Annotated in this window: 23 protein-coding genes; 12 read left to right on the forward strand and 11 right to left on the reverse strand. The window is 65.8% G+C overall.

Annotated elements, in window-relative coordinates; genetic code table 11:
• Nucleotides 1-10: 10 nt before the first annotated feature.
• Nucleotides 11-1,294 carry a c-type cytochrome gene (locus tag BRO63_RS29975; RefSeq protein WP_088143229.1) on the forward strand — a complete coding sequence of 428 codons (1,284 nt, stop codon included), beginning with the start codon at nt 11-13 and terminating at the stop codon, nt 1,292-1,294.
• A gap of 7 nt (nt 1,295-1,301) precedes the next feature.
• Here BRO63_RS29975 and BRO63_RS29980 read toward each other — a convergent pair whose 3' ends face one another.
• From BRO63_RS29980 to BRO63_RS30020, 9 genes are all read right to left on the reverse strand, one after another.
• Nucleotides 1,302-2,735 (reverse strand): aminotransferase-like domain-containing protein, encoded by a 1,434-nt coding sequence (locus BRO63_RS29980; protein WP_088143230.1) that lies wholly within the window; start codon nt 2,733-2,735, stop codon nt 1,302-1,304.
• A 22-nt stretch (nt 2,736-2,757) separates the two neighbouring features.
• Complete coding sequence (gene hprK, locus BRO63_RS29985) at nt 2,758-3,684, reverse strand: HPr(Ser) kinase/phosphatase (protein WP_013396727.1); 927 nt, start codon at nt 3,682-3,684, stop codon at nt 2,758-2,760.
• Between the two features lie 21 nt (nt 3,685-3,705).
• Nucleotides 3,706-4,161, reverse strand: coding sequence for a PTS sugar transporter subunit IIA (locus BRO63_RS29990; RefSeq protein ID WP_057285696.1), 456 nt, complete (start codon nt 4,159-4,161; stop codon nt 3,706-3,708).
• Between the two features lie 351 nt (nt 4,162-4,512).
• Nucleotides 4,513-4,851 (reverse strand): ribosome hibernation-promoting factor, HPF/YfiA family, encoded by a 339-nt coding sequence (gene hpf, locus BRO63_RS29995; RefSeq protein WP_013396726.1) that lies wholly within the window; start codon nt 4,849-4,851, stop codon nt 4,513-4,515.
• Nucleotides 4,852-5,073: 222 nt separating this feature from the next.
• Nucleotides 5,074-5,868, reverse strand: a complete 795-nt coding sequence (gene lptB, locus BRO63_RS30000; protein ID WP_088143231.1) for an LPS export ABC transporter ATP-binding protein — start codon at nt 5,866-5,868, stop codon at nt 5,074-5,076.
• 32 nt (nt 5,869-5,900) lie between these two features.
• Nucleotides 5,901-6,530, reverse strand: coding sequence for a lipopolysaccharide transport periplasmic protein LptA (lptA, locus tag BRO63_RS30005; protein ID WP_088143232.1), 630 nt, complete (start codon nt 6,528-6,530; stop codon nt 5,901-5,903).
• The gene (lptC, locus tag BRO63_RS30010; RefSeq protein WP_088143233.1) at nt 6,527-7,159 is read right to left on the reverse strand and encodes an LPS export ABC transporter periplasmic protein LptC; all 633 of its coding nucleotides are present in this window, start codon (nt 7,157-7,159) and stop codon (nt 6,527-6,529) included. Before lptC ends, lptA begins: the two co-directional genes overlap by 4 nt.
• A 40-nt stretch (nt 7,160-7,199) precedes the next feature.
• Nucleotides 7,200-7,808 carry a KdsC family phosphatase gene (locus BRO63_RS30015; RefSeq protein ID WP_088143234.1) on the reverse strand — a complete coding sequence of 203 codons (609 nt, stop codon included), beginning with the start codon at nt 7,806-7,808 and terminating at the stop codon, nt 7,200-7,202.
• Entirely contained in the window at nt 7,805-8,794 is a 990-nt protein-coding gene (locus tag BRO63_RS30020; RefSeq protein ID WP_088143235.1) for a KpsF/GutQ family sugar-phosphate isomerase, read from the reverse strand. Before BRO63_RS30020 ends, BRO63_RS30015 begins: the two co-directional genes overlap by 4 nt.
• Before the next feature lie 103 nt (nt 8,795-8,897).
• Here BRO63_RS30020 and purT point away from each other — a divergent pair, with 103 nt between their 5' ends.
• The 8 genes from purT to BRO63_RS30060 all read left to right on the forward strand — a co-directional run bounded on the left by purT (nt 8,898) and on the right by BRO63_RS30060 (nt 18,028).
• On the forward strand, nt 8,898-10,115 hold the full coding sequence (gene purT, locus BRO63_RS30025; protein WP_088143295.1) for a formate-dependent phosphoribosylglycinamide formyltransferase: 1,218 nt from the start codon (nt 8,898-8,900) through the stop codon (nt 10,113-10,115).
• 274 nt (nt 10,116-10,389) lie between these two features.
• Entirely contained in the window at nt 10,390-10,935 is a 546-nt protein-coding gene (locus tag BRO63_RS30030; RefSeq protein WP_088143236.1) for a GbsR/MarR family transcriptional regulator, read from the forward strand.
• A 127-nt stretch (nt 10,936-11,062) separates the two neighbouring features.
• A complete protein-coding gene (locus BRO63_RS30035; RefSeq protein WP_088143237.1) occupies nt 11,063-12,637 on the forward strand; it encodes a cytochrome ubiquinol oxidase subunit I in 1,575 nt (524 codons plus the stop codon).
• A gap of 13 nt (nt 12,638-12,650) precedes the next feature.
• Nucleotides 12,651-13,805 (forward strand): cytochrome d ubiquinol oxidase subunit II, encoded by a 1,155-nt coding sequence (gene cydB, locus BRO63_RS30040; protein ID WP_088143238.1) that lies wholly within the window; start codon nt 12,651-12,653, stop codon nt 13,803-13,805.
• 16 nt (nt 13,806-13,821) lie between these two features.
• Entirely contained in the window at nt 13,822-13,947 is a 126-nt protein-coding gene (cydX, locus tag BRO63_RS30045) for a cytochrome bd-I oxidase subunit CydX (RefSeq protein ID WP_042796116.1), read from the forward strand.
• 77 nt (nt 13,948-14,024) lie between these two features.
• A complete protein-coding gene (gene cydD / locus BRO63_RS30050; protein ID WP_256943438.1) occupies nt 14,025-15,719 on the forward strand; it encodes a thiol reductant ABC exporter subunit CydD in 1,695 nt (564 codons plus the stop codon).
• A complete protein-coding gene (cydC, locus tag BRO63_RS30055; protein WP_088143240.1) occupies nt 15,716-17,419 on the forward strand; it encodes a thiol reductant ABC exporter subunit CydC in 1,704 nt (567 codons plus the stop codon). Before cydD ends, cydC begins: the two co-directional genes overlap by 4 nt.
• Nucleotides 17,420-17,473: 54 nt before the next feature.
• Nucleotides 17,474-18,028, forward strand: a complete 555-nt coding sequence (locus tag BRO63_RS30060) for an adenine phosphoribosyltransferase (RefSeq protein WP_088143241.1) — start codon at nt 17,474-17,476, stop codon at nt 18,026-18,028.
• Nucleotides 18,029-18,031: 3 nt separating this feature from the next.
• Here BRO63_RS30060 and BRO63_RS30065 read toward each other — a convergent pair whose 3' ends face one another.
• Nucleotides 18,032-18,922 carry a LysR family transcriptional regulator gene (locus BRO63_RS30065; RefSeq protein ID WP_088143296.1) on the reverse strand — a complete coding sequence of 297 codons (891 nt, stop codon included), beginning with the start codon at nt 18,920-18,922 and terminating at the stop codon, nt 18,032-18,034.
• On the opposite strand from BRO63_RS30065, the gene BRO63_RS34350 reads away from it, so the two are divergent.
• The 3 genes from BRO63_RS34350 (at nt 18,921) to BRO63_RS30075 (ending at nt 21,236) form a co-directional block, all read left to right on the forward strand.
• Nucleotides 18,921-19,373: a hypothetical protein gene (locus BRO63_RS34350; RefSeq protein ID WP_179215258.1), complete on the forward strand. Its 453-nt coding sequence runs from the start codon at nt 18,921-18,923 to the stop codon at nt 19,371-19,373. The two genes, BRO63_RS30065 and BRO63_RS34350, sit on opposite strands and share 2 nt — an antisense overlap.
• A complete protein-coding gene (locus tag BRO63_RS30070; RefSeq protein ID WP_088143242.1) occupies nt 19,306-19,689 on the forward strand; it encodes a DUF4148 domain-containing protein in 384 nt (127 codons plus the stop codon). The genes BRO63_RS34350 and BRO63_RS30070 overlap by 68 nt, the downstream gene beginning before the upstream one ends.
• Nucleotides 19,690-20,123: 434 nt before the next feature.
• Nucleotides 20,124-21,236 carry a porin gene (locus BRO63_RS30075; RefSeq protein WP_054457752.1) on the forward strand — a complete coding sequence of 371 codons (1,113 nt, stop codon included), beginning with the start codon at nt 20,124-20,126 and terminating at the stop codon, nt 21,234-21,236.
• 173 nt (nt 21,237-21,409) lie between these two features.
• Here BRO63_RS30075 and ilvA read toward each other — a convergent pair whose 3' ends face one another.
• Complete coding sequence (gene ilvA / locus BRO63_RS30080) at nt 21,410-22,918, reverse strand: threonine ammonia-lyase, biosynthetic (RefSeq protein WP_088143243.1); 1,509 nt, start codon at nt 22,916-22,918, stop codon at nt 21,410-21,412.
• Between the last annotated feature and the right edge of the window lie 30 nt (nt 22,919-22,948).

Raw genomic sequence — 22,948 nt, forward strand, 5'->3', positions numbered from 1 at the left:
GAGAGGCCGGATGTCGCTCATGAAGAAAGTCCTGTCGGTCCTGTTGCTGTTCGTGATCGCCGCCGTGGGCGGTCTCTACTGGCTGGGCACGCGCGACGATGCCAGCACGGGTCCCGCCGCGGCCGCGGCCGACGCCGCAACGCTGGTCGAGCGCGGACGCTACCTTGCGCTTGCCGGCAATTGCATGGCCTGCCACACCAGCCGGGGCGGCAAGGCGCTGGCGGGCGGCACGCCTATCCCCACGCCATTCGGCACGGTGTACGGCCCGAATATCACGCCCGACCAGAAATCCGGCATAGGCGCGTGGACCGCGGACGATTTCTGGCAAGCGCTGCACAACGGCAAGTCGCGCGACGGCACGCTGCTGTATCCCGCTTTCCCTTACACGGAATACACGCGCGTGACGCGCGCCGATTCCGACGCGCTGTACGCCTATCTGCGTACCGTCGCGCCCGTGGACCAGCCCAACCGGCCGCCCGAGATGGAATTCCCCTACGACCAGCGGGCGCTGCTGGCCGCCTGGCGCGCGCTGTACTTCAAGCCGGGCGTGCAGGAGGCGGATGCCGGGCAATCGGTGCAGTGGAACCGCGGCCGTTATCTGGTCGAAGGGCTGGGGCATTGCGCGGCCTGCCATACGCCGCGCAATAGCCTGGGGGCGCTGCGTTCGGCCGACCCGTTGGCCGGGGGCGTGATCCCGGTGCTGGACTGGTACGCCCCGCCGCTTACCAACGACATGGAAACCGGCATGGGCAGATGGTCCGCCGAAGACATCGCGGCTTTGCTCAAGACCGGCATTTCGAAGCATTCCAGCGCCAGCGGGCCGATGGCCGAGGTGGTGCTGGGCAGCACGCAGCACCTGACCGACGCGGACGCATTGGCCATCGGCGTCTACATCAAATCCCTGCCCGCCACGGCGGCTTCAACGGAGCGCACGCGGACGGCTGTCGCGCCGGCGGCGATGGAATTGGGCGGCAAGATCTACCGCCAGCAGTGCGTGCAATGCCATCAGTCCGCAGGCGAAGGCAGCGGCATGGCATGGCCCGCGCTGGCCGGCAACCCGACCGTGACGGCGCCGTCGCCCGTAAACGCCATCCGCATGGTGCTGGACGGCGGCTACGCTCCGGCCACGGCGGCGAACCCGCGGCCTCACGGCATGCCGCCCTTCGGGCAACTGCTCAACGACAGCGACATCGCGATGCTGGTGACGTACATCCGCAATAGCTGGGGCAACGAGGCGGGCGGCGTGACTCCGCTGGAGGTCAAGCGCGCGCGCGCCGCGTCGACCTTGAACTGAGGCGCGGCTAGCGCGCCTTCAAGGCTTGCGCGCAGGCCTCGCGCGCCAACTCGCCCAGTACGCGGATGGCGGCCTGCGCAGCGGCGTCCCAAGGGTGCCCGTAGTTCAGGCGCAGCGCGCTGCCGAACTGGCCGCTGGCCGAGAAGATCGGCCCCGGCGCCACGCTGATGCCGCGCGCCAGCGCCTGGCGGTGCAGCGTCAGCGCATCCACGGCGGCCGGCAGCTCCAGCCACAGGAAGAATCCGCCTTGCGGGCGCGTCACGCGCGTGCCGGCCGGGAATTCCCGGGCGATCGCCTCGGCCATGCGCTGCTGCTGCGTCTGCAGCGTTTCGCGCAGGCGGCGCAGGTGACGGTCGTAGCCGCCTTGCTCCAGGTACTCGGCGATCGCGCCCTGGGCCGGGCCGGACGCCGATAGCGTCGATGACAGTTTCAGGCGCTGCACGCGTTGCGTGTAGCGGCCGGCAGAGGCCCAGCCGATGCGGTAGCCGGGCGCCAGGCACTTCGAAAACGACGAGCAGTGCAGCACCAGCCCTTGGGTGTCATAGGCCTTGGCGGGCACCGGCCGCGCCGCGCCGAAATACAGCTCGCCGTACACATCGTCTTCGATCAGCGGAATGCCGTGGCCTGCAAGCAGCTGGACCAGCTGCCGCTTTTTTTCGTCGGGCATCAGGCTGCCCAGCGGGTTCTGGAACTGTGTCATCAGCCAGCAGGCCCGCGGCGCATGGCGTTCGATGGCGGCCTGCATCGCGTCCAGGTCGATGCCGGTGCGCGGATGGGTCGGGATTTCCAACGCCTTCAATCCCTGGCGTTCGAGCGCCTGCAAGGCGCCGTAGAACGTGGGGGCTTCGACCATGACGGTGTCGCCGGGCTGCGTGACCGCTTGCAGGCAGAGGTTCAGCGCTTCCAGCGCGCCGTTGGTGACGACGATGTCGCTGGCCGGCACGTTGATGCCGCCGATCAGGTAGCGCAGCGCGATCTGGCGGCGCAGGCTCGGATTGCCCGGCGCCAGGTCTTCCACCGTGTCCAGCGGATCCTGGCGCTTGAGATGGGCGGCCATGGCCTGGGCCAGCCGCGGCAGCGGGAACAGCAGCGGCGAAGGGAAGGCGGAGCCCAACGGCGTTACGTCGCGGTTGCGCACCGAGCCTAGGATGTCGAAGATGCGCTCGCTGATCGCGAGTTCCGTCGATTCGCCATCCGGATTGGAGGCGCCGGGTTCCGGCGGCAGGGAGGCGGTGGGGGCGTTGACGTAATAGCCGGAGCGGGGCTGCGCCCGGATCAGGCCGCGCGCTTCCAGCAGGTAGTAGGCCTGGAACACCGTCGACGGGCTGAGTCCGCGCGCCGCGCAGGCGTCGCGCACGGAGGGCAGTTTGTCGCCCGTGCGCAGCACGCCGTCGCGGATCGACTTGGCGATCTCGGCGGCCAGGGTTTCATACAGGCTCAAGGTGCCGCCGGCCGATGCGCGCCTACTTGCTGCTTTGCAGGATCGCCATGGCCTGGCGTTCCATGAATTCGCCCAGCGTGTCGATGCCGCGCAGCTTCAGGATGGTGTTGCGCACGGCGGCCTCGACCAGCACCGCCAGGTTGCGGCCCGCGGCCACTTGCAGCATGACCTTGCGCACCGGCAGGCCCAGCATGTCCTGGGTGATGTCCTGCAGCGGCAGGCGTTCGAACTTGTCCTGCGCGGTGGCGCGCACCAGGTGCACGATGAGCTTGAGGCGCATCTTGCGGCGCACGGAGGTCTCGCCGAAGATGGTGCGGATGTCGAGCAGGCCCAGGCCGCGCACTTCCAGCAGGTTCTGCAGCAGTTGCGGACAGTGGCCTTCGATCATGTTGGGGGCGGTGCGCGAGAACTCCACGGCATCGTCGGCCACCAGGCCGTGTCCGCGCGAGATCAGTTCCAGCGCCAGTTCGCTCTTGCCCAGGCCGGACTCGCCGGTGATCAGCACGCCCAGTCCCAGCACGTCCAGGAACACGCCGTGCACGGTGGTGGTGGGCGCCAGCTTCTTGCCCAGGTAGATGCGCAACAGGTCGATCAGCTGCGCGGCTGCCACCGGCGTGGACAAGAGCGGCACCTGATGCTGGTCGCACTGGTCGATGAGGTCTTGCGGCGGGGTCAGGCCGTCGGCCAGCAGGATCGCGGGCACGCCGCCGATCAGCAGCTCGTCCATGTGGTGCATGCGGCGGCGCAGGTCGAAGCGGGTGTAGTACGCCAGCTCTTCCTGTCCGAACACCTGGATGCGGGACGGGTGGATCAGGTTCAAGTGGCCGACGAGGTCCGCGGCCGACATGCCGTCGTCGGGAATCGCGCGGTCCGCGGCGCCCTGGCCGGAAATCCAGTTAAAGGGGATTTTGTCGGCGTTGTCGTCGACGAGTTCCTGCACCGTGAGCATGGCAGCGCTTCCGCGTGGAGTTCAGAGTTGGCCGGTCGTGAGCATCTTGTGGACGATGGCCGGATCGGGCTCTGTGGCCAGGGCTTCGCGCAAGGCCTTGTTCGACATGAGCTGCGCCAGTTCGGCCAGGATGTCCAGGTGCTGCTGCGTGGCCGTTTCCGGCACCAGCAGGCAGAGCAGCATCGACACGGGTTGTCCGTCAGGCGCATCGAAGGTGATGGGCTGGGCCAGGCGGATAAAGGCTGCCAGGGCCTGCTCCAGGCCCTTCACCCGGCCATGCGGCACCGCCACGCCCTGGCCGAGCGCGGTGGAACCCAGGCGTTCCCGGGCAAACAGGCTGTCGAACACGAGTGCGCGCGCCAGGCCATGGTTGTTTTCAAAGAGAAGGCCGGCCTGTTCGAACGCACGTTTCTTGCTCGTTGCGAGCATATCGAGCACGACGTTGCCGGCGGGTAGGATGCGCGACAAATGATTCATCGGGGCATTATATGGTTATATGACGCACTGCAATAATCGGCCTCTGCGATGCGTCCTTGGCTCGGTCGCATCATGGGGCGGCAAGAGCGACAGCATAGACCGATAGCGGGGGATTGTGGGCATTCTCGCGCCTGGCGCCGGTGCGCAGCCGTGGGAAAACGTCGGAAACCTGGGAAAACGGAATCGCCGGCGAGGCCGGGAATGGGGGACAAAGAAGGAAGGGGTACTGCAGGAGGGGTAGTTTGCCGATGCCCCAGCTGGACGTTGCGTCTAGCGGGACACCGGGACTCAGGCAGGATTTCTAGAATCGCTGTTTAGCTAGTCTCGCAGTGCGAGTGCTCATGAAGCGCGTTACTGCTGGGGTGGCGTGAGATTCGCCGCTTGCCGCTTCACGGACTCCGCCGTGTGACTTCGTACCTTGTCCTTGTGCTTGATGACCTGACGGTCGACTTTGTCAGCAAGAAGGTCTATGGCTGCATAGAGGTTTTCATCGGTTGCTTCACAATGAATGTCCTTACCGCTTAGACGCATGGTGATTTCGGCTCTATGCCGCAGGGGCTCTACCGAGAGCATGACCTGGGTATCGATGACGTGATCGAAATGCCGCAGCACTCGCGCCAGTTTGTTCATGACATATTCCCGGATGGCCGGGGTGACGTCGAGGTGACGACCGCAGATGCTCAGGTTCATAGTGTGCTCTCCTTCTAAAAGAGGAAAAAAGGGTGCGCAAAAAGCGCGGCTGATTCGTTAGGCGTTCTCCTTGATCGAGAGGGTTCGTTTAGTACTAGTGTATAGACTCGGGCCGATAAAACAAGCTGACCTAGCGCAAGTTCATGGCATTTTTATGGCTGAGCCCCTAGGGTGCATGCGTCTTTGCGCAGGCGGCGCCTAGGGGTCTTCCCCAGGACCGCATTACATGCGGAAATGTTCTCCCAGATAGACCCGGCGCACGGCGGGATCGCCCACGATTTCATCGGGGTGGCCGTCGGTCAGGACCTTGCCTTCGCTGATGATGTAGGCGCGGTCGCAGATGCCCAGGGTTTCGCGCACGTTGTGGTCGGTAATCAGCACGCCGATGCCGCGTCCTTTCAGGAAGCGCACGATGCGCTGGATCTCGATCACGGCGATGGGGTCCACGCCGGCGAAGGGCTCGTCCAGCAGGATGAAGCGCGGGCTGGTGGCCAGCGCGCGCGCGATCTCCACGCGGCGGCGTTCGCCGCCTGACAGGGAGATGGCGGCGTTGCTGCGGATATGGCCGATCTGCAGCTCTTCCAGCAGCGATTCCATCTGCTCGTTGATCTTGGGCGTGGACAGCGGACGTCCATCCGGCCCCGATTGCAGTTCCAGCACGGCGCGGATGTTCTGTTCCACCGTGAGGCGGCGGAACACGGAAGCGTCCTGGGGCAGGTAGGACAGGCCCATGTGCGCGCGCTTGTGGATCGGCATCGAGGTGATGACGGAACCGTCGATCTCGATGCGGCCCGCATCCGCGGGCACCAGGCCCACGATCATGTAGAAGCTGGTGGTCTTGCCCGCGCCGTTGGGGCCGAGCAGGCCGACCACTTCGCCGCTGACCACGGACAGGGACACGTCCTGGACCACGGTCCGGCCGTTATAGGTCTTGCGCAAGCCGGTTGCGCGCAGGCTGCCCTGCTTGACGCCCGAGGGCGCGGAGGTTACCGGAGTCGGCACTGAAGGTTGGTTCATCGTGGCTGCGAGTGGTGTTGCATGGGAGGCGTTCAACGCCCCTTCTTGGCTGCCTGCTGCTTGCGGCATTCGGCGATGGCTGCATCCGACTTGGCGCGCGGTTCTGCCACCGAGCGGACCCGGCCGCCGGCTGCGGCGGAGTTGGGGCCGCCATGGGCTTCGTAGGTGCCGGTCTTCTCGTTGTAGCGTACCCGCTCGCCGCGAATCGTGTCGAACGGTTTTCCACAGACAAAGCGGGTCACGACCGCCTGGCCGATCAGGTCGAAGGTGCTCTTGGTGCCGTCGTACTCGGCGCGCAAGCCGGTGCCTTCGATGAGTTCGAAGGTTTCCGGGCGTTCCTGGCGGATGGTCACGATCTTGCCCTTGTTGGCGGTGGCCGTGCCGTACTGGTTGCCCTGAGCGTCTTCGTTCATCTCCAGCACATCGGAGGTCAGGGTCATGAGGCCGCGCGTCATGTTGACGTTGCCCGTGAAGACGCTCTTTTTCTTCACGTCGTCGTAGTGCAGGGTGTCCGACAGGATCAGCGTGCTGGGCTCTTCAGCCGGCGTCGCTGCCTTGGGCGCCGGATCCGCGGCATGGGCCGGAGCCAGCGCCGAGGCCGTCAGCAGGAGGGCGCCGAGCAAGCGGGCCGTCGGGGCAAGGAGAATCCGGAGGTCGGTCATGGTTTTTTCTGGTCAGTGTTGTTGGCGGGAATTTCGGTCCGGCGTTGCTGCTTGCCTTCGGATCCGGCAATTTCCACATCGGTCGATGCCGAAACCTGCAGTTGGCGCGTCTTGTTGTTGTAGTGCATGCCCGTGCCGTTCATGCGCGAACGGCCCTTGATGACTTCCGCCGGCAGGTCGGTGTAGACCACGTCGTCGTCGGGCAGGATGATCAGTTGCTGGCTGCGCACGTCCAGCAGGTCGTTGTTGGCGTCGGGCTGGCGGCGCACATGGGCGTCGCCGTTCATGACGATGCGCTTGCCGCCTTGTTCCATCACGGCGGTCTTGGAGATGGCCACGGTGATGGGGTTGTCCTCGCGCTGGCCCACGGCGCGCGGCGAGGTCACATGATAGGAGTCGTCATCCGGGAAATGCTCCGCGTATACGCCTTCGAGCCGGTTGATGGGCTTGCCGTTCGGGTCGGTGCGCAGCATGACGAAGTCGCGCGACCAGGCGTCCATTTCGTGGGTGATGCGGCGCGGCGGATCCGTCTGGATGGCCCGCTGCGCGTAGTCTGCCGCCCACCACGAGCTGGCGACCAGCACCAGCAGCAGGAACAGCGCGATCAGGGAGGGAAAACGTTCTTTCATCGGGTCTGCCGCAAGGGCGTATGGGTTGTCCTGGCGGTCATTATTGGATGGCGCCCGGACCGAGCAGGCCCGGCGCCGCCAGGAAGGCGCCTAGGCGTCCCTGGGCCGCCAGCAGCAGGTCGCAGCATTCGCGCACGGCGCCGTTGCCGCCGGTGTGCGTGGAGATCCAGTGGGCGGCCTGGCTGACGTAGCCCGGCGCGTTCGGCACGCTGGCGGCGAAGCCGGCGCGCTGCAGGGCAGGCAGGTCGATGACGTCGTCGCCCATGTAGCCGGCCTGGTTCAGTTGGACACCGCAGCGCTGCGCAAGTTCGGCCAGGGCGCCGCCTTTGTCGCGGACGCCCTGGATGACCTCGGCGATGCCCAGTTCGGCGGCGCGGCGTGCCACGATCGGGCCGGAGCGTCCGGTCATCAGGGCAACCTTCAGGCCGCCTTCCATCAGCAGGCGCAGTCCGTGGCCGTCCAGCGCGTTGAAGCGCTTTTGCAGCTCGCCGTTTTCGCCGTAATAGAGGCTGCCGTCGGTCAGCACGCCGTCCACGTCGAACACCATCAGGCGTACCGCGGCGGCGCGTTCGCGCACGCCTGCGGGGATGCGGGCCAGGACCAGCGCCTCGGCCGGATGCGTCATGGGTACAGAAAGAGTCATAGTCATACCACTTTGGCGGCCATCAGGTCGTGCATGTGCAGGGCGCCGAGCAGAACGCCGTCGCTGTCCAGCACGAGCATGTGATTGAGCCGTTGTTTGTCCATTTGCTGGGCGGCCTCGACGGCCAGCGCGTCGGGGGTGATGCTGCGCGGTGAACGCGTCATGCCGGATTCGACGGTCAGGCTGCGGATGTCGCCCTGGCGGGCGATCAGGCGGCGCAGGTCGCCGTCGGTGAAGATGCCTACGGGGCGGTGCTGGGCGTCGGTCACGACGGTCATGCCCATGCCTTTGGCGGACATGACTTCCAGCGCCTGCGATACCGGGGTGCCCGCCATGACGATGGGCAGGGCGTCGCCCTGGCGCATGACGTCGCGCACGTGGGTCAGCAGGCGGCGGCCGAGCGCGCCGCCCGGGTGCGAGCGGGCGAAATCCTGCGGGCCGAAGCCGCGGGCCTCCAGGCAGGCGACGGCCAGGGCGTCGCCCAGGGCCAGCGCGGCGGTGGTGCTGGCCGTGGGCGCCAGGTTCAGCGGGCAGGCTTCCTGGGCCACGCTGGCGTCCAGGTGGACATCGGCCAGCTGGGCCAGTTCGGACTGCGGGTTGCCGGTAATGGCGATCAGCTTGGCGCCCATGCGGCGGGCGACGGGCAGAATCGTCAGCAGTTCCTGGCCGGAGCCGGAATAGGAAATCGCGATGAGGACGTCATCCTGGGTAATCATGCCCAGATCGCCATGGACGGCCTCGGCGGCGTGGACGAAAAAGGCTGGCGTGCCGGTCGAGGCCAGCGTCGCCGCGATCTTGCGGGCGACGTGGCCAGTCTTGCCGATGCCGCTGACGACCACCCGGCCGCGGCAGGCCAGCAGCATCGCGACGGTCTGCGTGAAGCTGTCGTCCAGCCGTGCCGACAGGTCCATCAGGCCCTGGCATTCAATTTGCAGCGTTCTGCGCGCAGATGCCAGCGCGGTCTCGGACGATGTTGTGGGATGGTCAGTCATACGTGGATTTTAATATCAGTATGCGGGTTTGCCCCCAGAAAGGGCATATGGCATGCTGGCGGGTCATTTCAACGGCTTTCCAACTTTCTTCCAGGCCCGCTCCATGTCCAGCATTTCCAGCCCCGTTCTTGGCACGCCCCTGTCCCCCTTGGCCACCCGCGTCATGCTGCTCGGGTCCGGCGAATTGGGCAAAGAGGTCATCATTGCCCTGCAGCGGCTGGGCGTGGAAGTCATTGCCGTGGATCGGTATGCCGATGCCCCTGGCCACCAGGTGGCGCATCGGGCGCATGTGGTCTCGATGACGGACCCGCAGGCGCTGCGCAAGGTCATCGAACAGGAACGGCCCCACGTTATTGTCCCCGAAATCGAAGCCATTGCCACCAATTTGCTGGTGGAGTTGGAAGAGGCGGGCGTGGCCCGGGTGACGCCGACCGCGCGCGCGGCCCAGCTGACCATGAACCGCGAGGGCATCCGCCGGCTGGCAGCCGAGACCCTGGGGCTGCCGACCTCGCCCTACCGCTTTGTCGACACCGAAGCAGAACTGCGCGCGGCCATCGACGGCGGCATCGGCTATCCCTGCGTCATCAAGCCGGTCATGTCCTCCTCGGGCAAGGGCCAGTCCGTGATCAAGGGCGCCGACGACGTCGAGTCCGCCTGGCGCTACGCCCAGGAGGGCGGCCGGGTGGGCGGCGGGCGCGCCATCGTCGAGGGCTTCATCCGCTTCGACTACGAAATCACCCTGCTGACCGTGCGCGCCCGCGGCGCCGACGGCCAGGTCGAAACCCGCTACTGCGAACCCATCGGCCACAAGCAGGTCGACGGCGACTACGTGGAAAGCTGGCAGCCGCACCCGATGTCTCCCGCCGCGCTGCAGCGTTCCCGGGACATCGCGCTGGCGGTCACGTCCAATCTGGGCGGCCTGGGCATCTTCGGCGTGGAGCTGTTCGTGGCCGGCGACCAGGTCTGGTTCTCGGAAGTCAGCCCGCGTCCGCACGACACCGGCATGGTCACCATGATCACCCAGGCCCAGAACGAATTCGAGCTGCACGCCCGGGCGTTCCTGGGGTTGCCGGTGGACACCAGCCTGCGCCAGCCCGGCGCCAGCAGCGTCATCTATGGCGGCGTCGAGGCCGCGGCGGTCTCGTTCCACAACGTGGCCGAAGCGCTGGCCGAGCCCGGCACCGACATCCGCCTCTTCGGCAAGCCCGAGTCCTTCGTCAAACGCCGCATGGGCGTGGGCCTGGCCGTGGCCGACGACGTGGCGGCGGCCCGGGCCAAGGCCAAGCGCGTTTCGGCGGCAGTGTCCGTCAAGGCCGGCTGAGCCCTCTTTTTCCCTTTTCTTCTTCTTTAGGCGGCCACCAGCCCATGGGTTGGTGGCCGCTTGCGTTTGTCCGCGGCTATCCCAAAGACCCGGCAAGGCGGGTCGTCGCTGCCTCGGCGCGTTGCCTTGAGATCTTCCCCCTGCCGCCAGTGTGGTTTGCGCTTTCGCATGGTTTGTTTGATAATTTCGGAAATTTCAGAATTTTCTGAAAGCGGTGTAACTGATATTTATCGACCCAGGGCTGAGGCCCTGACCCTGCCGGTGTAGCTCGATCATGGCCCTGTCCCCCCAAAACGAACGCTTTGTCCTGCATTTCGGCGAAATGGGCAGCCGATGGGGGGTGAACCGCACGGTCGGGCAGATCTACGCTCTGCTGTTCCTGTCGCCCAAGCCGCTGAATGCGGATGACATCGCCGAGACCCTCGGCTTCTCGCGCTCCAACGTCAGCCTGGGGCTGAAGGAGCTGCAGTCTTGGCGCCTGGTCAAGCTCATGCATCAAGTCGGCGACCGCCGCGACTACTTCGAAACTCCCAAGGACGTCTGGGAGATCTTCCGCATCCTGATGGAAGAAAAGCGCAAGCGCGAAATCGATCCCACGCTGACCCTGCTGCGGGACACGCTGCTGGAGCCCCCCGCCGGCCCGGATGAGGCCTACGCGCAACAGCGCATGAACGAAATGCTGGAGCTCATCGAACTGTCCACCGGATGGTTCGATGAGGTTCAACGACTGCCGCCAGAAACCCTGCAGAACCTGATGAAGCTCGGTTCGAAAGTGCAGAAGGTGCTCGGTTTCGCCGGCAAATTGCGGGGCAAGGGCTGACATTGATCCGCCCCGATTTTTCAGGAAACCTCTATGAAGTTGTATGCAACGCTCGTAACATGGCGCGAGAGACGGCCTGGGAACCATGCCGGTTGCCGCGGCACCTCAACTGCTTGGGAGCGACCCAATGATTGATCTCGACGTCGTAAATCTGTCGCGATTCCAGTTTGCCGCGACCGCGCTTTACCACTTCCTTTTCGTTCCCCTCACGCTAGGCCTGTCGTTCATCCTGGCCATCATGGAAAGCGTGTACGTCATGACCGGCCGCCCCATCTGGAAGCGGATGACCATGTTCTGGGGCACGCTCTTCGGCATCAACTTCGCATTGGGCGTCGCCACTGGCGTTGTGATGGAGTTCCAGTTCGGCATGAACTGGTCCTACTACAGCCACTACGTGGGCGACATCTTCGGCGCGCCGCTGGCGCTCGAAGGGCTGATGGCCTTCTTCCTGGAAGCCACCTTCGTCGGCCTGTTCTTCTTTGGCTGGAACCGCATGTCCAAGGTCAGCCACCTGGTGGTGACCTGGCTGGTGGCGTTCGGCACCAACTTCTCGGCGCTGTGGATCCTGATCGCCAACGGCTGGATGCAGAACCCGGTCGGTTCGATCTTCAACCCCGACACCATGCGCATGGAGATGACCGACTTCGCCGCGGTGGTCTTCAATCCGGTGGCCCAGGCCAAGTTCGTGCACACGGTCAGCGCGGGCTACGTCGCGGGTGCCATGTTCGTCATGTCGATCAGCGCCTGGTACCTGCTGAAGGGTCGCCACATCGACCTGGCCAAGCGCTCGATGGCGGTTGCCGCCAGCTTCGGCCTGGCCTCGGCGCTGTCGGTCGTGGTGCTGGGAGACGAAAGCGGCTACCTCACCACCGAACACCAGAAGATGAAGATCGCGGCCATCGAGTCCATGTGGCACACCGAGCCGGCCCCCGCGTCCTTCAACCTGATCGCCATCCCCAATCAGGCCGAGCGCAAGAACGACTTCGCGATCGAGATTCCCTACGTCATGGGCATCATCGGCACGCGCTCGCTCACCACGCCGCTGCTGGGCATCGACGACCTGATCCGGCGCGCCGAAAACCGCATTCGCGACGGCATGGTGGCGTATGACGCCTTGCAGAAGATCCGCGCCAATCCCAAGGACGTGGACGCGCGCATGGTGTTTGACAAGACCTGGCCCGACCTGGGCTATGCGCTGCTGGTCAAGCGCTATCAGCCCGACATGAGCAAGGTCACCGAAGACGACATCAAGAAAGCCGCCGTCGATACCGTGCCCAACGTGGCGCCGCTGTTCTGGGCGTTCCGCATCATGGTGGCGGTGGGCATGTACCTGATCCTGTTCTTCGGCGTGGCGTTCTGGCTCGCTTCGCGCGGGCGGCTGGACAGCCGGCGCGGCCTGCTCAAGGTGGCCTTGTGGAGCCTGCCGCTGCCCTGGGTCGCCATCGAAAGCGGCTGGTTCGTGGCCGAGTACGGCCGCCAGCCCTGGGTGATCGAAGGCGTGCTGCCGACCTATTACGCGGCTTCCGGCCTGACCATCGTCGATCTGGCCATCAGCCTGACGATATTCCTGGTGCTGTACACGGTGTTGCTGATCATCGGCGTGAAGGTGATGCTGCACGCCGTGAGAAAGGGACCGAAAACCGATGGGCCGGCGCCCGGCACTGCCGCCGCCGATCCTGTGCGCGCAGCCGTGCGGGCCTGAGGGAGAGACAGCGATGGATACTCTTATTCCTTTCGACTACGGCACGCTGCGCGTGGTCTGGTGGGTTCTGCTGGGCGCCTTGCTCATCGGTTTCGCCGTCATGGACGGTTTTGACCTGGGCGTGGCCGCGCTGCTGCCGGTGGTCGCCAAGACCGACACCGAGCGCCGGGTGGTGATCAACGTGGTGGGGCCGGTCTGGGAAGGCAACCAGGTCTGGCTCATCACGGCGGGCGGCGCCATTTTTGCCGCCTGGCCCCTGCTGTACGCCGCATCGTTCTCCGGCTTCTATCTGGCGATGATGCTGGTGCTGATCGCGCTGATCCTGCGTCCGGTGGGTTTCAAGTACCGCAGCAAGATGGAAGGCACCAGCTGGCGCAACCGCTGGGACGGCGTGCTCTGTTTTTCGGGCGTGGTGGCTTCGCTGGTATTCGGCGTGGCCATGGGCAATATCGTCCTGGGCGTGCCGTTCACCTTCGATCCGGTGACGTTGCGCCCGATCTATGAAGGACATTTCTACCAGCTGTTCATGCCGTTCGCGCTCTTGGCCGGCGTGCTCAGCGTGGTGATGCTGGCCATGCACGGCGCCGTGCTGCTGGCCTGGCGCACCGAGGACCCGATCTCGTCGCGGGCCCGCAACTGGGGCAGGCTGTGCGCCTTGCTGACCGCGGCGCTGTTCGCGGCCGGCGGCTTCTGGGTGGCGGGCGGCGTCGGCGGCCATGTCATCACCAGCGCGGTGGACATGGCAGGCCCGTCCGACCCGATGCTCAAGACCGTGACGGTACAGAACGGCGCGTGGATGGCCAATTACGCGAAGTGGCCGCTGATGTGGATCGCGCCAGCCCTGGGCGTGGGCGGCGCCGTGCTGGTGGCATTGCTGCTGACCGTGCGCGCCAACGTGCTGGCATTCCTGGCATCCGCGCTTTCGATCGCCGGCGTGATCCTGACGGTGGGCTTTTCGCTGTTCCCCTTCATCATGCCGTCGTCGTCGAATCCGAAGGCCGGCCTGACCATCTGGGACGGCTCGTCCAGCCACTTGACGCTGTGGATCATGGTGATCGCGGTCGCCATCTTCCTGCCCCTCATCACGCTCTACACATCCTGGGTCTACCGCGTCATGCGCGGCAAGGTCACCGAGGAATCGGTGAGCGACACGCCCAACTCATACTGAAAAAGGAGCCTCCACCATGTGGTATTTCTCGTGGATACTCGGTCTGGGCCTGGCGTGCGCCTTCGCCATCCTGAATGCAATGTGGTTCGAGCTGCGCGAGGGTCATACCCATGATCCGCGCGCCAGCCGCAACGACGAGTGAGCGGCGGCGCCAACGGCCTCGAGCACGATCCTTCGGCAACCCTGAACAAACCGCCGCGCGCCCAGTCGCGGTGGTTGATGGCGCTCGCCAAGGCGGCCAGGCTGCCGCTGATGCTGGCGGGCGCCGCGCCCCTCGTGAGCGGCGCCTTGCTGGTGGTGCAGGCCTGGCTGCTGGCCAGCGTGCTCGACGCGGCCATCGTCAGGCAGGCGCCTCGGCAGGAACTGCTGGGCGACATCCTGGCCATAGCCGGACTCATGCTGCTGCGCGCCTGCATCACCTGGGCGGGCGAGCGCGCGGGCGCGGACGCGGCTGAGCGCATCAAGCGCCACTTGCGGCTATCCCTCTTCAGGCGCCTGGTGCAGAAGGGTCCGTACTGGAGCCGGGGGCAGGCGTCGGGTGAGCTGGCGAGCGCGGTGGTGGACCAGGTCGAAGCCCTGGACGGGTTCTTCGCCAAGTACCTGCCCGCCATGGCCGCGGCAGCCATGCTGCCGGTGGCGTTTTCCGTGGTGTTGTTGCCGATGGACGTGATCGCCGGGCTGGTCCTGCTGATCACGGCGCCCTTGATTCCCTTGTTCATGGCCCTGGTGGGCTGGGGCGCCCAGGGCGCCAGCCGCCGGCATCTGCGCGCCTTCGCCCGTTTGTCGGGCTTCTTCGCCGACCGGCTGCGCGGCCTTTCCACGCTGAAGCTCTACGGCCGCGCCCAGGCCGAAGCCGAGTCGGTCGTGGCGGCCAGCGACGCGCTGCGTCAGCGCACGATGTCGGTGCTGCGCATTGCCTTTCTCTCGTCGGCGGTGCTGGAGTTCTTCGCGGCGCTGGGCGTGGCCGGGGTGGCGGTCTATATCGGTCTTACCTATCTGGGATTCCTGGACCTGCGCTGGTCGCCGCTGACCTTGCAGGCGGGGCTGTTCTGTCTGCTGATGGCGCCGGAAGTCTACGCGCCGCTGCGCCAGTTTGCGGCGCACTACCACGACCGCGCGGCTGCGCTGGCGGCGGTTTCGCAGATCTCCCTGCTGTTCGATGGCTTGCCGCAGGAAGGCGATGGCCCGGCAGGCGGCGAATCTGGCCCGGGCAAGCTGGCCGAGGCCGCCGCAGGCCCAGGACGCCGTGGCCCAGGCGCTGCCCTTGCCATCGCGGATTTGAATCTGGACGCGCCGGGCCGCAGCCAGGCGGTGCTTGCGCAAGCCTGTCTGACGCTGGCGCCGGGCGAGCATGCCGCCCTGATGGGGCCCAGCGGCATCGGCAAATCCTCTCTGGTCGAGGCGATCGCGCGCCTGCGTCCGTTCCAGGGCGACATCCGCATCGACGGCCTGCCCTTGGCCGATTGGGACGAGGCGGCGCTGCGTCAGCGCGTGGCGCTGATCGGACAGAAGCCGCAACTGCTGACGGGTTCCATCGCCGACAACATCCGCCTGGGCCGCCCCAATGCTTCCGATGCCGAGGTGCAGGCCGCTGCGCGCCGCGCCTGCGTGCTGGAGTTTGCCGAGGCCTTGCCGCAAGGGCTGGCGACGCAACTTGGCGGCCGCGGACATGGCCTGTCCGGCGGTCAGGCGCAGCGCGTCGCGCTGGCGCGTCTGTTCCTGCGCGACCCGGGCTTGATCCTGCTGGACGAACCCACGGCGCATCTGGACGAGGCCACGCAGGCGCGCGTGCTGGACGAGATCCTGGAATTCTCCGCTGGCCGCACCTTGCTGCTGGCGACGCATGCGCCCGCGGTGGCGGCCCGGCTGGGCCGGACCCTGCGCGTGGCTGGCGGAAAAGTGGAAGACGCATGAAGAATCTGTTGTTGCTCCTGCCGCTGTATGCGCGCCGAAAAAGCGGGCTTTTGCTCGCATTGTTCTGTGCGCTGGCCACCGTGGCCGCCGGCGTGGGCCTGTTGGGCGTGTCGGGCTGGTTCCTGACCGGCGCGGCCTTGGCGGGGGCAGGTGGCGCGTTCAATCTTTTTGCGCCCTCGGCGCTGGTGCGCGGCTTGTCGTTCCTGCGGATCGTCGCGCGCTATGCCGACCGCGTGGTCGGCCATTCGGCCACGCTGCGCCTGTTGGCGGACCTGCGTGCGAAAGTCTTTTCGGCGCTGATCCGGCTGACGCCGCGGCAACTGGCGCGCTATCGCGATGGCGACCTGGTGGCGCGCATGACGGGCGACGTCGACGCTCTCGATACGGTCTTCCTGTTCGTGCTGGCGCCCTTGATCACCGCCGTCCTGGCGGGCGCGGTGCTGACCGCGGTGCTGGGATCATGGGTGCCCGCCGCCGCGCTGGCGCTGGCCCTGGCCTTGCTGATCGCGTGCGTGCTGGTGCCCCTTTGGCTGCTGCGGGCCGCGCGCAAGCCGGGCGCGGCGGCCCAGGAAAGCGCAGCGGGCTTGCGGGCCGCGACGCTGGACGCCGTGGATGGACACGCGGACATGGTGGCCCTGCATGCGCAGGCGCAGACGGCCGCGCATTTCGAGCGCCTGTGTGCAGCCAGCGCGCTGGCTCGCCGCAGCCAGGCGCGGGTGGCGGCCCGGGGACAGTTTTTCCTGCAGGCAGCCGCCGGCGCATCGGTGCTGGCCTTGCTCTGGTTCGGCCTGGACACGCTGGAGTCTGGGCGGATCGAAGGTCCGGCGCTGGCAGGCCTGCTGCTGGCGGTCATCGGAATTTTCGAGGTGGCCGGTCCCATCATGCGGGGGGCGTCGCGCATGGGTTCGGCGATATCGGCGGCGGCGCGCATCCGCGAGGTGACGCAATGCGAGCCGGACATGCAGGATCCCTCCGCGCCGCGCGCGTTGCCCAGTAGCGGCGCGCTGGAACTGGATGGCGTGCGCTTTGCCTATCCCGCGCGCGTGGAAGGCGCGAGTCCGCTAGTGCTCGATGGCGTCAGCCTGCGCGTGGAGCCGGGCGAGCGGGTCGCCATCGTCGGCCCCAGCGGCGCGGGCAAGTCGACCTTGTTGCACCTGCTTTTGCGCCTGGAGGATCCGCAGGCGGGGCAGGTGCGTTTCGGCGGCTGCGATGCCCGCGCCTGCACACAAGCTGATTGGCACCGGCGCATCGCGCTGCTGTCGCAGGACGCTCCGGTATTCCTGGGGACCCTGCGCACCAACCTGCTCATCGGTGATCCCGAGGCGGACGACGCCGCCTTGTGGCGCGCGCTGGATGCGGCGAGGCTGGGCGACTTCGTGCGCGGCCTGCCCGATGGCCTGGATACCTGGGCGGGCGAGACGGGGTCGCAGCTGTCGGCCGGACAGGCGCGCCGCCTGTGCCTGGCGCGGGCGCTGTTGTCGCCAGCTGCGGTCATCGTGTTGGACGAGCCGACCGCGGGGCTGGATGTCGAAGCCGAAGCGGCGTTCTACACCGATCTGGCAGGCGCCGTGCGGGGACGCACCGTGGTGCTCGCCACTCACGCGGCCTTACCCTCCGGGGCAGTCGATCGCCGCTATGTATTGCAGGGCGGCCGGCTACAGCAATGTGAATTGTCATCGGGGACGGCAACCCTGGCTTAAGCGCGGTTGCGAGGTTATAGTTCGCCTTGCTTCAATTCTTCAGGGCCGTCTTCCATGCAGACCGACAACGCCGAGTACATCCGGCGCACCATCCGCAGCGTTCCAGACTGGCCCCAACCTGGTGTCATATTCCGCGACATCACGCCCGTGCTGCAGGATCCGCGCGCGTTCCGGGTGCTTATCGATCTTTTCGTCTACCGCTACATGCGCCAGCGCCTGGACCTGGTGGCTGGCGTGGATGCGCGCGGCTTCATCGTGGGCAGCGTGCTGGCCTACGAACTCAACCTGGGTTTCGTGCCGGTGCGCAAGAAGGGCAAGCTGCCGTTCCGCACCGTGGCCGAGGAATATTCGCTCGAGTACGGCAACGCGTCGGTCGAGATGCACACCGACTCCGTGCGTACCGGCCAGCGCGTCCTGTTGGTGGACGACCTGATCGCCACGGGCGGCACCATGCTGGCCGCCATCAAATTGCTGCAGCGCCTGGGCGCCAACGTGGTCGAGGCGGCCGCCATCATCGATCTGCCCGACCTGGGCGGTTCAGCCAAGGTCGCCGCCACCGGCACACCGCTCTACACGGTCTGTCAGTACAGCGCCGACACCGCTGCGTAGCGGTTACGTGTCCGACAAACGCGGCTGGATAAAGTCCAGGAATGCCTTGGTCTTCGCTGGCAACATGCGCGAAGGCAGCAGGGCAAAGAGCGGCAGGGGCGTCAGGCTCCATTCCGGCAGCACCCGCACCAGGCCGGCCTGCTTGATGGCGCGTTCCATCGCGTCGAAGACCAGCAGCGGCGTGATGCCCAGGCCTTGTCCGGCCAACCGTCCCAACATGCCGACGTTGTTGGCCGACAGGCGTCCCGACACCTGCACGCGCTCCACTTTATCGCCCGAATGCAGCATCCAGAAGGATGATTCCTCGCGCATGGTGGGGCGCAGGCATTCGTGATGGCTGAGATCCGCCGGCACCCGCGGTTCGCCGTGGCGGGCCAGGTACTCGGGCGAGGCATACAGCTGGTGGGCCATCAGCACGATCTTGCGCGAGATCAGGCTGGAGTCCGGCTGCTGGCCGAAGCGCAGGATCAGGTCGAACGGATTGCTGATGGGATCGATCGGCCGCATGCTCAGATCGAAGTCGCACTCGATGTCCGGATGCTGCTCGCGGAATTCGCTGATGACGGCGGGCAGGAACAGCTGCGCCAGGCTGGTCGGCAGCGAGATGCGCAGGCGCCCCTTGGGCTGCACCGCCATGTCCAGCAGCTGGTCGTGCGCGATGCGCGCCTCTTCCACGATGTGCCGGCAACGCTCGAAGTAGATGGCGCCGGCCTCGGTCAGGTCGATCTTGCGGGTGCTGCGGTTCAGCAGCCGCATGCCTATGCTGCGCTCCAGCTCACTGACGCGGCGCGAGAGCGTGGACGTCGGAATATTCAAGGCTTCGGCCGCGTGGCTGAAGTTCTTGCGCTTGGCGACTTCGACAAACAGAGCGATGTCGTTCAGCTGGATATCCATGGGGCCCTCGAAGTTCAAAATTCCATTTCTGGCAGATTCGTATCATAAATGGAATCATTGTCCCGCCAGCAGAAATGTCTATTTCCCCAAGCGCAACGGTGCCTCCATCGGATCACCCGCACATCTTCCGTTACCCAGCTTGCTTGCGGCTGAACGTCGGCAAGGCTTGCCCTTGCTTGATCCGGCGCTTTGGTGTGCAGAAAATGCGCAGATTCTGGCGGCGACAACCGCTAATTGTCCCATCTGTGCAAATATGTTCACCAAAATAAGGGTTTTTACTAACCCGCAATCGCCAGATACTTCGTCCCAGCAATCAAATTGTCATATCGCACCTGCCAGCCTGGCAGAAGACGATGTGCAAGGTTTAGGATGGAGTCATCTCAATGAAAGCCCTAGCTACCGCACTCATGGTTACCGCAACGTTGGTGGGTATGTCCGCCGCTCACGCTGATGGCAAGACGCGTGAACAGGTCCAGCAGGAACTGCAAGCCGCCAAGGCCGCCGGCCAGGTCACGTTCGGTGAACTGGACTACCCGCCCGCCACCGTCGAGCGCACCAGCCTGTCGCGCGAACAAGTCCAGCAGGAACTGCAAAGCGCCAAGGCCGCCGGCCAAGTGACCTCGGCCGAACTGGACTACCCGCCCAAGGCCGCCGTGTCGCAGAGCGCCGGCAAGAGCCGCGAACAAGTGCGCCAGGAACTGGCCGAGGCCAAGGCCCGCGGCGAGTACACCTTTGGCGAACTGGACTATCCGCCCCAAGGCCGTTAAGCCGTTCCGCAGGCAAGGAAAAGCCCCTACGGACGCCGAGGGGCTTTTTTTCTGCGCGGGACGCATGGCTGTCCAATGGCCAATAGTGTCGCGTTTGCGCATCAGAATTGTCCGGATCCACCAACAACTCTTGTTGGTCTTTCAGGCCCGGCAGGAGAATATTCAAGGCCCGCCGGATGTTTTGCGAGCCTTGATTCGCATTTGATATCAATACGTTAACGCAGGTTTCCAAAGAGAGCAGCTAGTAAGAAGGCCGTCATTATCCCAACCATGGAAAGTAGTTCTTCGAAATCCGGGTTACTTCGAATTGGCGCAGGCTGGACACTGATTCCAGTGCATGCGCCGCTAACTTGTTCGCAGCGGCACGCAGATTCCCTGCCCTGTGCGCGGTGGGTTTGCGGTTTGCCTTTCATCTCGCCATTTTGGGGACTTATATGAAGAAGACGCTATTGGCTGTCGCGCTGCTGGCTGGTTTTGCCGGCGTAGCGCAAGCCGCTGACTCCGTGACGCTGTACGGCTTGATCGACGCCGGTATTGGCTACGAGAAGGTCAAGTTCGACGGCAATTCGCAAAGCCGCTTCGGCGGCGTGCAGGGCGTGAGCAGCGGCTCGCGTTTCGGCCTGCGCGGCACCGAGGATCTGGGCGACGGCCTGCGCGCCGTGTTCACCTTGGAAGGCGGCTTCGGCCCCATGAACGGCAAGTCGCTGCAGAACGGACGCCTGTGGGGCCGCCAGGCCACCGTGGGCCTGGACAGCGATACCTGGGGCCGCCTGGAATTCGGCCGCCAGACCAACCTGGCTTCCAAGTACTTCGGTTCGATCGACCCGTTCTCGATCAGCTACAACACCGCCAACATGGGTACGACGTTCGGCAGCGCCAACACGATGCGCCTGGACAACATGGTCCTGTACCAAACCCCCAGCATGGGCGGCTTCAAGGTGGGCGTGGGCTACTCGTTCAGCGCCGATGACGCCGTCAGCGATACCTCGCAGACCGGCTTCCAGACCGGCAACAACAACCGCGTGCTGACCGCGGGCGTGCAATACGTCAACGGCCCGTTGAACCTGGCCGCGGCCTATGACCGCTTCAACCCGTCCAATGGCCAGACCGGCGGCAAGTCCGAAGCGCGCATCCAGGAATACATCCTGGGCGGTTCGTACGACTTCGAAGTCGTGAAGGTTGCGGCGGCGTTCGGCCAGACCCGCGACGGCTGGTTCGTCGGCCAGAACATGGGCACCACGCCCGCCGGCATGCAGAACCTGGGCACGTTCAAGCTGGCCGATGGCTTCCGCGCCAATTCGTACATGATCGGCGCGACCGTGCCGCTGGGCCGCCACGCGGTCTTCGGTTCGTGGCAGCGCGCGACCGCCAGCAACGACAAGCTGACGGGCGACGATGCAACGTTCAACGTCTACAGCTTGGGCTACACCTACGACTTCACCAAGCGCACCAACCTGTACGCGTACGCCTCCTACGGCGACAACTACGCGTTCCAGCGCGATGCGACCGACACGGCAGTGGCCGTGGGTGTGCGCCACCGTTTCTAAGCGCTAGGACGTCTGGCAAGACCTTGCTGAATGCGCGGCTCATCTCCGTGGGCCGCCGAGTGACAGCGAACCCCCCCTACTGGTTGCCGCCGGACGTTTCTAGAGCAGGGAAGGGAAGGGCCTCCGCAAGGAGGCCCTCTCGTTTTCCATGTGCCCGCGTGAAGGACGTGGTCTTACAGGAACAGCTTGTAGGCCGGGTTGTCGGTCTCGTTCCAGTGGGGATAGCCTAGCTCCGCCACGAAGCTGCGGAACTGCTTCTTGTCGGCGGGCGGCACCTGGATGCCGATCAGGATGCGGCCGTAGTCGGCACCCTGGTTGCGGTAATGGAACAGGCTGATGTTCCAGTCCGGATTCATGGCGTTCAGAAAGCGCATCAGCGCGCCGGGACGTTCCGGAAATTCGAAGCGGTACAGCAGTTCGTTGCGCGCCAGCGCCGAGCGGCCGCCCACCATGTGGCGCAAGTGGGTCTTGGCCATTTCATCGTGGGTCAGGTCCAGCGTGTCGAAGCCGTGGCGGCGGAAGTTCGCGGCGATCTTGTCGGGTTCGGACGCCGAGGACACCTGGATGCCGACGAAGACATGCGCGCGGTCCGCGTCGGAAATGCGGTAGTTGAACTCGGTCACGCTGCGCTCGCCGACTAGTTCACAGAAGCGGCGGAAGCTGCCGCGCTGCTCCGGCATGGTGACGGCGAACACGGCTTCGCGCATTTCGCCGACTTCGGCGCGCTCCGACACGAAGCGCAACCGGTCGAAATTCATGTTGGCGCCGCAGGCGATCGCCACCAGCGTCTTGCCCTTCAGGTGGTGCTCGGCCGCGTACTGCTTGGCGCCCGCGACCGCCATCGCGCCGGCCGGCTCCAGCACGCTGCGCGTGTCCTGGAACACGTCCTTGATGGCCGCGCAGATCGCATCGGTGTTGACCACCACGAAGTCGTCCACGTACTGGCGCGTGAGCTTGAAGGTTTCCGCGCCCACCATCTTGACCGCCGTGCCGTCCGAGAACAGCCCCACGTCGTTGAGCTGCACGCGGCGGCCCGCACGCACGCTGCGCAGCATGGCGTCGGAATCTTCCGTCTGCACGCCGATGATCTTGATCTCCGGGCGCAGCTGCTTGATGTAGGCGGCCACGCCCGCGATCAGCCCGCCGCCGCCGATGGCGACGAAGATGGCGTCGATCGGACCCGGATGCTGGCGCAGGATCTCCATGCCCACCGTGCCCTGGCCGGCGATCACGTCGGGATCGTCGAAGGGGTGCACGAAGGTCAGCTTCTCTTTCTTTTCCAGGATCTGCGCATGCGCGTAGGCGTCAGAAAAGCTCTCGCCGGCCAGCACCACTTCGCCGCCCAGGCGGCGCACCGCGTCGATCTTGACCTGCGGGCTGGTGGTCGGCATGACGATGACGGCGCGGCAGCCCAGCCGGCTGGCCGCCAGCGCCACGCCCTGGGCGTGGTTGCCGGCCGAGGCCGCGATGACGCCGCGGTTGCGGGCGGCCGGGCTCAGGTTGGCCATCTTGTTGTAGGCCCCGCGCAGCTTGAAGCTGAACACCGCCTGCGTATCCTCGCGCTTGAGCAGCACCGTGTTCGAGAGCCGCTGCGACAGCAGCGGCGCCGTCTCCAGCGGCGATTCGACCGCGACGTCGTAAACCTTGGAGGTCAGGATGCGTTTCAGATAGTCAGTGGACATGGGACAGCGGCTGGCGGCAAGAAGTAGGGA

It is taken from the genome of Achromobacter xylosoxidans, from assembly GCF_002192695.1.
GTDB lineage: Bacteria > Pseudomonadota > Gammaproteobacteria > Burkholderiales > Burkholderiaceae_B > Achromobacter > Achromobacter xylosoxidans_C.